This is a genomic window from Lysinibacillus sp. OL1 (genome assembly GCF_004332175.1).
Taxonomy (GTDB): Bacteria; Bacillota; Bacilli; order Bacillales_A; family Planococcaceae; genus Lysinibacillus; species Lysinibacillus capsici.
Map to the genome: position 1 here is coordinate 51,398 of NZ_SJDS01000018.1, position 11,187 is coordinate 62,584.

Consider the following 11,187-nt stretch of genomic DNA (forward strand, 5'->3'; position numbering starts at 1 on the left):
ACACAATTGCGGTGAATATTTTATTGAAAAGGTGTGTGAGAAAGGTGGATTTAAATAAAATAACTAGTCCATCCTTTTTAAAAAACTTAAATAAGAAGGAACTTGAGCAGCTTGCCCAAGAAATTCGTACCTTCTTAATCGAAAAATGTTCTGTCACAGGTGGGCATATCGGGCCGAATTTAGGCGTAGTTGAGTTAACGATGATGCTGCATAAAATGTTTGACAGTCCTAAAGATAAGTTTTTGTGGGATGTTGGCCACCAAGCTTACGTGCATAAAATTTTAACAGGTCGTGCGAGTCAATTTGACACACTACGTCAGTTCAAAGGGCTTTGTGGATTTCCAAAGCGCGTGGAGAGTGAACATGATGAGTGGGAAACAGGTCATAGCTCGACATCTTTATCAGCAGCCATGGGTATGGCAGCAGCACGTGATATAAAAAAAGAAAACAACTTTGTTATCCCTATTATTGGTGATGGGGCTTTAACAGGTGGTATGGCACTTGAGGCATTAAATCATATTGGCCATGCAAAAACAAATATGATTGTCATCCTCAATGATAATGAAATGTCGATTGCACCAAATGTTGGCGCATTACACAATGTTTTAGGTCGTCTACGTACAGCCAAGGAGTATTCAAAAGCCAAGGAAGAGCTGGAATCACTTATTAATAAGATTCCAGTATTAGGTGGAAAGCTTGCCTCTACTGTTGAACGCGTAAAGGATAGCTTAAAATATTTAGTAGTATCTGGTGTGTTTTTTGAGGAGCTAGGTTTTAAATATCTTGGTCCAATTGATGGACATGATTTTGAAGCGCTTGAAATGACATTATCACATGCGAAAAAAGTAAAAGGGCCAGTCCTTGTTCATGTTATTACGAAAAAAGGAAAGGGCTATAAACCAGCCGAGGATGATACAATCGGAAATTGGCATGGAACAGGTCCTTATAAAATTGAAAATGGTGCCTTTGTGAAGTCTGAGACTACTGGACCAGCTTGGAGTAGTTTAATTGCTGAGACGGTTCGTAAAATTGCTCATGAAAATGAGCGAGTGGTAACGATTACACCTGCCATGCCTGTAGGTTCAAAGCTACAAGGTATTCAAAAGGACTTCCCAAATCGTTTCTTTGATGTAGGGATTGCGGAGCAGCATGCGGCAACGATGGCTGCAGGATTAGCTACGCAAAAGATGAAGCCATTTTTAGCGATTTATTCTACGTTCCTGCAACGTGCATATGACCAAGTATTGCATGATATTGCTCGCCCGAATTTAAATGTCTTTATTGGTATTGATCGGGCTGGTTTAGTGGGAGCAGATGGGGAAACACATCAAGGTGTATTTGATATTGCTTTCCTTCGTCATATTCCAAACATGACAATTATGATGCCAAAGGATGAGAATGAAGGGCAACATATGGTAAAAACAGCAATTGATTATGATGGTGGTCCTATTGCACTTCGTTATCCACGTGGTAATGGAATTGGTGTGCCATTAGATGATGAGCTTATAGCTTTACCAATTGGTAGCTGGGAAGTTTTACGTGAGGGGAAAGATGCATCTATTTTGACATTTGGAACAACGATTCCAATGGCAATGGCTGCTGCTGAAATGCTTGCGCAACAAGGAATCGATATTGAAGTGGTCAATGCACGCTTTATCAAACCGATGGATGAGGATGTGCTACACCGTATATTATCTAGTCAAAAACCGATTTTAACAATTGAAGAAGCTGTTCTACAAGGTGGATTTGGTAGTGGTGTATTAGAGTTTGCTCATGACCACGGCTATTTAAATGCGCTAGTTGATCGAATGGGCATCCCAGATCAATATATTGAGCATGGCAACGTAGATCAGCTACTCGCAGAAATTCATATGACAGCAGAAGATACGGTTGCACGTATGCATGTATTACTTCAACAAAAACAGCAAGTGGGTTTGAATAAATAATGACAAAACAACCAAAAGAACGTGTAGATATTTTACTTGTAGAGCGTGGACTATGTGAAACAAGAGAAAAAGCAAAACGGTCCATTATGGCAGGCCTTGTCTTTTCAAATGAAATACGAATTGATAAGGCAGGCGAGAAAATTGCCGTGGATGCACCGCTACAAGTAAAGGGCTCAGATTTAAAATATGTGAGTCGTGGAGGCCTTAAATTAGAAAAGGCGCTACAAATTTTTGATATGTCTGTAGAAGGGAAGCTAATGCTTGACATTGGCTCCTCTACAGGTGGCTTTACAGATTGTGCCTTACAACATGGTGCAAGACATTGCTATGCACTAGATGTTGGTTCGAACCAATTAGCATGGAAAATACGTTCCGATGAACGAGTGACAGTAATGGAGAAAACGAATTTTCGCTATACAACGGCAGCCGATTTATCAGAAGGTTTACCTGATTTTGCAACAATCGATGTTAGCTTTATTTCGTTATCACTGATTTTACCAGTATTAAAAACATTATTGCTGCCAGGCGGGGATGTTATGGCATTGGTGAAACCTCAGTTTGAAGCTGGGAAAGATAAAGTAGGTAAAAAGGGAATTGTTCGTGATAAAAAAGTACATTTAGAAGTTTTGGAAAAAACGGCTGCAATGGCAACTGAAATTGGTTTTGTTGTAAAAGATGCTTCGTTCTCTCCAATCACAGGTGGAGAAGGAAATATTGAATTTTTATTCCATTTAGTGAATCCTATTGAACAAGAAGTGCTACCTGCATATACAGCTTTTAATGCACTCGTTGAAGAAGCGCATAATTCTTTAAAATAACACGTGCTCGCTTATAGAGCCGTGTTTTTTCTTGTGCTTTTTTGTTGAAAATGGTAGTGTGATTATACACATATACAATTATTTATAAGAGGTGATTTCGTTGAATAAAGGGCAACGACATATACGGATTCGGGATATTATCGCCAATCATGAAATTGAAACACAAGATGATTTAGTCGATTTTTTAAAAGAAGCAGGCTATAATGTGACACAAGCTACAGTATCAAGAGATATAAAAGAGCTTCATTTAGTAAAAGTACCATTACAGGATGGGCGTTATAAATATAGCCTACCCGCGGATCAACGTTTCAATCCAGTCCAAAAATTACATCGTGCATTAGCGGATGCTTTTGTAAGTATTGATGGGGCATCACATTTTTTAGTCATGAAAGCTCTTCCTGGGAATGCGAATGCCATTGCTTCCCTACTTGACCATTTAGATTGGCCGGAAATTTTAGGGACAATTTCTGGAGATGATACCATTTTAATTATTTGTCGAAATGAAAATGAGCGTGAAAATACAAAAAATCGTTTATTAGACATGCTATAAAAAATGGTTAATTTGATTTAGAGGTGACAATTTGTGTTAAGAGAGCTTAGTATTCGAAACTTTGCTATCATTGAGGATTTGACTGTCAGCTTTTTAGAAGGCTTAACAGTTCTCACTGGGGAAACAGGTGCCGGGAAATCCATTATCATTGATGCGGTGCATTTACTTGCAGGTGGACGAGGCAACACTGAATTTATTCGTCATGGCGCAAGAAAAGCAGAATTGGGTGGCTTATTTCAAATTTCGAGTTCAGCTCATCCTGTTCTGAAAAAGTTAGAAGAAGCAGGCATTGAAATAGAAGAAGATACAATTATTTTACGTCGTGATTTGAATGATACTGGTAAGAGTATTTGCCGAGTGAATGGTAAGCTTGTGCCTTTATCGGTACTAAGAGACATTGGGGCAAGTCTCATTGATATTCATGGCCAACATGAAAATCAAGAGCTAATGGATGAAAAACAGCACATCAATTTGCTGGATCAGTTTGCAGAAGAAGAGCTGTCGCCAATTCAAAAAAACTATCGTTCCCAATACGATGAATACCGTTTGCTCAAAAAAGACTTAGCTTCTATATCCATTGATGAGCAGTTGATGGCACAACGTATCGATTTGTATCAATTTCAAATTAAAGAGTTGGACGAAGCTAATTTAAAGTTAGGTGAAGAAGACGAGCTTCTAGATGAACGCCGTCGTTTGATGAATTTTAACAAAATTTTTGAACGTTCTAGTGCAGCCTATGAAGCCATTCAGGGTGAAACAAAAGGGCTTGATTGGATTGGAACGGCAATGGGTGCTTTAGAAGATGCTGCGACGGTTGATGAGCAATTCAAAGAGTCATCTGAGGCAGTGACAACTGCGTTTTATGCATTACAGGATGCAGCCTATCAGGTAAAAAATGTGTTAGATGAATTAGAATTTGACCCTGCACGTTTAAACGAAGTTGAGCAACGTTTAGCGCTGTTGCAAACTTTAAAACGCAAATATGGTACGACAGTGGAAGAGATCTTGGCTTATTATGAAAAAATTAAAAACGAGTTAAATGAGCTGTTGAATCGTGATGAGATTTTGCAGGTGAAAGAACGACGTGTGTTAGAGATGGAAGCTGTACTCAATGAGCTGGCTAGTGAACTTTCAACTGTACGTAAAGCTGCAGCTCAACAATTGAGTGAAGCAATTATGGCAGAGCTACGTGAATTACATATGGAAAAAGCAAAATTTATTGTCAATTTCGATGAATTACCCTATTTCGATGCCAATGGGAAAGATCAAATTATCTTCTACATTTCCACAAACGTTGGGGAACCACCAAAGTCTTTACCGAAAATTGCATCAGGTGGAGAATTATCACGAATGATGCTAGCGTTGAAAACGATTTTCTCTTCTTCCAATGGAATTACTTCCATTATATTTGATGAGGTGGATACAGGTGTCAGTGGTCGTGTTGCGCAAGCGATTGCAGAGAAAATTGCCGCAATTTCTGTTAATTCTCAAGTTTTATGTATTTCACATTTACCTCAAGTTGCAGCGATGGCTGATCATCATTACTTCATCAAAAAAGAAGTCGAGCATGATCGAACGTTTACTTCCTTATCAGAAATTGATCAAGATGCTCGTATAGAGGAAGTTAGCCGTATGATGTCCGGAACAGAAATTACAGCTTTGACACTACAGCATGCCACGGAGCTTTTAAAAATGGCAGATGAACGAAAAAAACAAATGCGTTAACCATTATTCCAGAAACAGTTCAGCTGTTTCTGGCTTTTTTCATTTTGCACAAATATTTACCGCTTATAAGAACGTCACAACAACACATAGTAAAAAGACAAAAATGAAAAGGAGGTGTCGTATGAATCGTCATTGGCGTCAATTAGTCATTTTGCCTATGCTCATCTTTTTATTAGTGATGCCTATACAAGCTTTAGCCGCCAAAAAGCTTATACCGATGGGCGAAGCAATTGGAATTCAACTTCAATTGTCACATGTATTTGTCGCACACGATGTACTATTAGCTTCCAATCAGTGGATGAAAGGAGGCGCTGTTATTGAAAAAATAAACGATATACCAGTAAAATCCCTTGCTGATGCCAAGCAGGCTGTGGCAAAAGATGGCCAACAGAAATGGACGATCAATAGTGAAGGCCAACAAATTACATTGGAATTACAAAATCAAGAAGCAGAGCATGTCATTTCCTTTTTAAAAGATGAAACAGATGGAGTAGGAACACTGACTTATATTGATCCAGAGACAAAAAATTACGGTGCACTAGGTCATCAAATTGTCGATTCAACCCTACAAGAAGCCCCTGTTTTTAGAGCTGGCTCCATTTTTTTAGCTTCTATTCAGCAAATCCGAAAAAGCACACCAGGCCAACCAGGCTATAAAATTTCCTCCATTGAAAAGCATCAAGAACGTCTAGGCAGTATAGATAAAAATACTATTTATGGTATTTTTGGCCGCTGGGAAGACGGTTATCAACAAAGATTGCCCAAAGCGATAGAAATTATGCATGAAAAAGATATAAAAACGGGGAAAGCTGAAATCTATACAGCCATTGAAGGCAGTAAGGTGGAAACCTTTTCAATAGAAATTACCAAAGTGGAAAATGAACGCCTTGAATTTATAGTATCTGACGAGAAGCTCATTGAAAAAACAGGTGGCATTTTGCAGGGAATGAGTGGCAGTCCTATTATCCAAGACGGTCGTTTTGTCGGTGCTGTGACACATATGTTTGTGGAGGAGCCGAAAAAAGGTGCAGCGCTAACAGTAGCGGAAATGTTAAGAAGGTCTTCATAAAAAGGTATGAAAGGTAAAAATCCGTTTAATTTTCCCCAGGCAGGACAAAAGCTGCGGGAAACTACACGGATTTTTTACCTTTATTTCATCGAATCCAACATGTATTTCCGATAATTTCCTGAAGAAGGCATGATATTTAAAAAAACTGTAGTTTTATCTACTAAATTTATCTAAAATAAGTTATAAGAGCATTCGACAAGTCGCGTCATTTAGCGTAACTTGTCGATATAAAAAGAAAGTATCGGACTACATACTCATTTTTGGAAATAGAAAAGGTTTTTAAAACAAAAATGTCGAAAATTCCACAGTGTGCCAAAAACGGCATTTAGGGGTTTAGGTTATCGCTTTGAGGTGTTCAAAGCAAGTCCAGAAGGAGGAATTGAAATGACAAAGGTAAAAGTAGCGATTGCAGATGATAATCGTGAGTTATTAAAAACGATGGAGCAGTATTTTCAAGGACATGCCGAAATAGAAATTATTGCAACTGCTTCAAATGGAAAAGTATGTCTACAAATGCTTGAGGAATTTACACCAGATATTTTACTTCTAGATATAATAATGCCTCATCTTGACGGTTTAGCAGTATTAGAGTCCATGTATCAAAATGAAAAAATGTCATCAATTCAAGTCATTATGCTAACGGCTTTTGGCCAAGAGGATGTCATGAAACAGGCGGTGGATTTAGGAGCTTCTTATTTCATGCTAAAGCCCTTTGAATTCGACCAATTGGTACAAAAGATTTTACATTGTGCTGGACAGAAGGCGACACTTCCGAAAAAAACAAGCGTATTACAACCGACAGTACCTCAAAAATTAAATCAGCATCAATTAGACAGTACGATTACAGCCATCATCAAAGAAATCGGTGTACCTGCACATATTAAGGGCTACTCTTATTTGCGTGAAGCCATTCAAATGGTCTTTGAGGATATTGAATTATTAGGATCTGTGACAAAAATTTTATATCCAGAAATTGCTAAAAAATTCAATACAACACCATCCCGCGTGGAACGTGCGATTCGCCACGCCATCGAGGTTGCCTGGAATAGGGGCAATTATGAATCCATTTCATCAATGTTTGGTTATACAGTCCATCACTTGAAATCCAAACCAACAAATAGCGAATTCATCGCCATGATCGCAGACAAAATTCGTATTGACATGATGGCTAGCTAAACGTTGGTATGACTGCGTTTGTGGACGACAGGCTAGCGGAGAATATGCGGTAAACTTATTATATAAAACAGTTATATTACGTTAATTATAACGTCTTCTTAAACAGTTTTTTACGACTGATTAAGGGGGCGTATTTTTTATGGCTTTAAATCCGTTTTTAGTAGAAATCGATCGCTACATGCTCGATTGTTCAGCGAAAGGTCTGTCGCCTAAAACATTAAAATCGTATGAACAGACGCTTAGATTATTCGCAAGGTACCTATTGGATAACTTCGAAATAGATGACGTTAAAAGCGTCAAGGCAGAGCATATTCAAGCTTATATTCGTTCAATCGAAGAAAGAGGCAAGTTTACAGTAAGTGCGGAGGAATCGCCTGTAAACTACCCAGAACGTCGAGTTGATTTTGGTAAACCAGTAAGTAAAACGACAATAGCGAATTATGTACGTAACATAAAAGCATTTTATTCGCATTTATATTCAGAGCAACTTATTCGCAGCAATCCGTTAAAGGATTTAAAGAATGTTAAACCAGAGCGAAAAATCAAAGTTATGCTCGAAGATAATGAGTTAAAACAGTTTTTCCGTTCTTTCGACGTTAGTAAATTCGATCAATACCGTGATTGGGTAATAGCTCGATTAATCTTTGATAGTGGAGCTAGGATTGGCGAAATTTTAGAAGTGGTGCCGTCAGATATTGATTTACGTAGTAACGCAATTTTATTAAGGAAGACTAAATCGGGAAAGCAACGATTTGTTTATTTCTCACAGAAAACTCGCAATCACTTAAAATCGTGGATTGCATTTAAAGATAGATATACAGATTGTAATTACCTATTCCCGACAAATCGAGGGACAAAACATCGTATAGAAGGCGTGGAGCGTTCGTTTAGACTTCGGAGTCGAGACGTTGGCCTTCAAATAACACCGCACTTACTTCGAAATAATTTTGCTAAGAGGTATCTAATAAACGGTGGTGATTTAGCAACATTATCTCGATTACTGGGACATGCCAGCGTTGAGGTCACTTCGCAAATCTATCTTGATTTCGCTGATAAGGAAGTGATGAAGAAGTATCGACAGCATAGTCCACTTGAAAATTTGGATATTTAAACAGAAAAAAGCCGCTAGTGTTCGCAGCACTAACGACTCTTAATACGATTAACACTAATATGCCAGCCAGCATAAGTGTTTCACTCACAACTTAATATGAGCGATGATATGCCTTCATTTTACCTCGAAAAAACGTAAAATGCAAAGGTCTGCTTTCCTATTGTCAAAAATAGGTTCGTTCCGTCTTGGTGGCCCAATAACAGACGTTAAAGACACTGGAAAGGTTTGTCGTACCGATGCAGAAAAGCGACTATATCGCGGGTCAAGCCGTTTCCTGTTACGGTTGCGATGAATAGGTGAGCGCCACCACAAAGGGCGCGGCATGGTTTATCGGCTAGTTACGGCTAGGGTAAGCATGTACAAGCGGACAATCAGCGTACAAATACGCTCAATTAAGGACTACCGCACGTCTAGGACGATAAATAGACGAGTGCATACGGATAGGAATATCCCAATCTAACAGGAGCATACGAGAAAACCTCGGACGTCATCATGACGCTGAAATATGCGGTTGTTACTTATTGTTGCTATTCACGTATTTCTATATGTCTAGTGATAATAGGTAACCACTTTGCGCCGATTTCCTGGAGCGAGCAGCCATTCTGCTGAAAATGGGTGCGATTGTCAAGTAAATATTATTAGTTGGAAGTTATATAAAGATTCCGATGTTTTATATTAAATTATTAGGGTGGTATAATTATCTAAAATAGATACATTGTTGGTTGTTATTTTTGGGTAGGAGGTATATATTATTGTGGATATTAATCAGGAATTAAAAATTATAGAAAGTTTATTTGACTTTTCTAGTATTAAAATTAAAACTGAAAATGTTTATTTTTTTCCTATGGAATTGACATATTTTGAACTAAGTCAATTTAGTGATCTTATTATTAAATTGAATAAAGAGAGGTTTGAATGTCAAAGTTTTGAAGATAAGTCAGACTGTTTAGAGAAATATAAAAAAATTTATTTGTCACAAAGAAAAACATACAATAGGTTACTTAAGAATTTAGATAACGGTGCTGTTAGTATTATTATCCCAGAAATAAATAAAGAACAAGAGAGATATGCTACTGAAATTTTGAATTTCGATATATCTATACCATTTGAAGTTAATGTGAAAGATTTTATGCGAAAAAAATTGAAACAGAGATTATGTGAAACTAATGAAGAATTGTATAAATTAAAACACTATCCAAATTCGTACATAAATGCATTCAGCAATTTTGTTGGTCCAAACTCTATATTAAAATATAAAAATGACATAGTATTTTATAAAGATGTTTACATTGCTTCTACCGAATCACATAGTTATTCTGTATTCTATAATGAAAAAACAGAAGAAAAAGTAAAAAGAGCATTACTTAACATTCTCGCTTACTTTAATGGTCAACCTTTTTTCTATTTTACCGAGAATTATAATTTTAATAGAAAATTAATGGAATTATATGAACAATTTGATTTGTTGGATATGTTACGATTGAGAAAAAAGGACTTCTTCGTTAGCAAAGAAGATGAGCCTAATTATTGTGAACTGCCAGTTCTCAAACGTAAAAAGAACTACGATTTTATTTGTTTAGAGGATTCACAACATGAAATGATTTTTGAGTTATACCATGCTTCTCTTAAACAATTTGAATCTCTGCCAAGGTGTGTGTTTCTGTATCGAGTATTTGAATACGGTGCAAAAAATCACTATCAAAGACTATTCAATCCTCCAAATTATCGTCCAGAAGACGCACTAAATTATTATGTAAATGAAATAATGAAGCATAATTTTGTTCCACTATACTATGTTGATTCTGGTTTTTCTTATAATATTAGGGAAAAAACTTTTATTGATAAGAGGAAATCTAAGTATGTTAATTTTACATCTGCATTAAAAAAAGAAGTGAAGAAAATTAAAGATGAGTGGAGCAATCATAATTACCTTAAAACTAAAAATGCTGGTGAAATTATCTATGTAACAGGAAGAAATGCTGCTGCACATGGTGGTAGTGGTGAAAATAATGCGAGATATGACTACGATTCGAATTATAAGCATATTAATGATGTTAATATCTTCCTGGAACTGATCGCTAGATACCTAATTGAAGTGTTAAATCCTCAATTTTCAAATATCGTTGAAAGAAGAACGAAATATTATGATGATTACAAACGGCTTAACGAGAGAAAAGAAAGTGAATAAACCACTAAGAGAGCGCCTAGTTTTGAAACTAGAGCGCTTTTTCTTCGTCTACCTCTATAAAATCGATTATTTCTGTAATATCATCAATCCCTAATGTCTCAGCGATTCTCTCAATGTGTCCGAAATTGATATTTCTTCTCTTGCCGTTATTCAATTCGCTTAGTGCTGCATGTCTTATATCACATTTCTCCGCTAACTTTCTCAATGAGCCGACCTTGTACTCTTTAATTAAATAATCAATCTTAACAACCACTTGCTTAGCCATTTAAAATTCCTCCTAAAATATACTTGACGTTACGCAATAGCGTACCATATAATGATAACAGAAGTGGTACTTATAAGCGTACCAAAAATATATTTATGGGAGGTTGTTTTTATGAATACTCAAATGCAAATTGTAGAGGTTGAGCCAGGATATAGTTACGTAGTTGAACGAACACAGTTACTTGATGGGGTACATTTAGAGGTTTTCAGACAACCAGGATACCCAGACGATGCGATCCTGTTTATTGGTGACAATGAGATATTATTCGCTTGGACAGATGAAGCAGCAGCATTATTTGACGAACTAGACACGTGCGAACCTATCGAACTGCTAGCGATT

The 11,187-nt window shown here is 37.0% G+C and carries 10 protein-coding genes; 9 read left to right on the forward strand and 1 reads right to left on the reverse strand.

What is annotated here, in order from left to right; all coding sequences use genetic code 11:
* Positions 1 to 44 precede the first annotated feature (44 nt).
* The 8 genes from dxs (at position 45) to EW028_RS22395 (ending at position 10,583) form a co-directional block, all read left to right on the forward strand.
* Entirely contained in the window at positions 45 to 1,946 is a 1,902-nt protein-coding gene (dxs, locus tag EW028_RS22360) for a 1-deoxy-D-xylulose-5-phosphate synthase (protein ID WP_131522459.1), read from the forward strand.
* The gene (locus EW028_RS22365; RefSeq protein WP_131522460.1) at positions 1,946 to 2,764 is read left to right on the forward strand and encodes a TlyA family RNA methyltransferase; all 819 of its coding nucleotides are present in this window, start codon (positions 1,946 to 1,948) and stop codon (positions 2,762 to 2,764) included. Before dxs ends, EW028_RS22365 begins: the two co-directional genes overlap by 1 nt.
* A 100-nt stretch (positions 2,765 to 2,864) precedes the next feature.
* Positions 2,865 to 3,314, forward strand: a complete 450-nt coding sequence (gene ahrC / locus EW028_RS22370) for a transcriptional regulator AhrC/ArgR (protein WP_004231170.1) — start codon at positions 2,865 to 2,867, stop codon at positions 3,312 to 3,314.
* 33 nt (positions 3,315 to 3,347) lie between these two features.
* Complete coding sequence (gene recN, locus EW028_RS22375) at positions 3,348 to 5,039, forward strand: DNA repair protein RecN (RefSeq protein WP_131522461.1); 1,692 nt, start codon at positions 3,348 to 3,350, stop codon at positions 5,037 to 5,039.
* Between the two features lie 121 nt (positions 5,040 to 5,160).
* Entirely contained in the window at positions 5,161 to 6,108 is a 948-nt protein-coding gene (locus EW028_RS22380) for a SpoIVB peptidase S55 domain-containing protein (RefSeq protein ID WP_009370207.1), read from the forward strand.
* Between the two features lie 384 nt (positions 6,109 to 6,492).
* On the forward strand, positions 6,493 to 7,284 hold the full coding sequence (gene spo0A, locus EW028_RS22385; protein WP_016993890.1) for a sporulation transcription factor Spo0A: 792 nt from the start codon (positions 6,493 to 6,495) through the stop codon (positions 7,282 to 7,284).
* A gap of 139 nt (positions 7,285 to 7,423) precedes the next feature.
* Positions 7,424 to 8,395 carry a tyrosine-type recombinase/integrase gene (locus EW028_RS22390; protein ID WP_131522462.1) on the forward strand — a complete coding sequence of 324 codons (972 nt, stop codon included), beginning with the start codon at positions 7,424 to 7,426 and terminating at the stop codon, positions 8,393 to 8,395.
* Between the two features lie 754 nt (positions 8,396 to 9,149).
* The gene (locus EW028_RS22395) at positions 9,150 to 10,583 is read left to right on the forward strand and encodes a hypothetical protein (protein WP_131522463.1); all 1,434 of its coding nucleotides are present in this window, start codon (positions 9,150 to 9,152) and stop codon (positions 10,581 to 10,583) included.
* 28 nt (positions 10,584 to 10,611) lie between these two features.
* Here the strand turns inward: EW028_RS22395 and EW028_RS22400 are convergent, their stop codons facing one another.
* Positions 10,612 to 10,848 carry a helix-turn-helix domain-containing protein gene (locus EW028_RS22400; RefSeq protein ID WP_131522464.1) on the reverse strand — a complete coding sequence of 79 codons (237 nt, stop codon included), beginning with the start codon at positions 10,846 to 10,848 and terminating at the stop codon, positions 10,612 to 10,614.
* 111 nt (positions 10,849 to 10,959) lie between these two features.
* On the opposite strand from EW028_RS22400, the gene EW028_RS22405 reads away from it, so the two are divergent.
* Positions 10,960 to 11,187 (forward strand): hypothetical protein (locus tag EW028_RS22405; protein WP_131522465.1); only part of this gene is annotated, 228 nt, incomplete at its 3' end.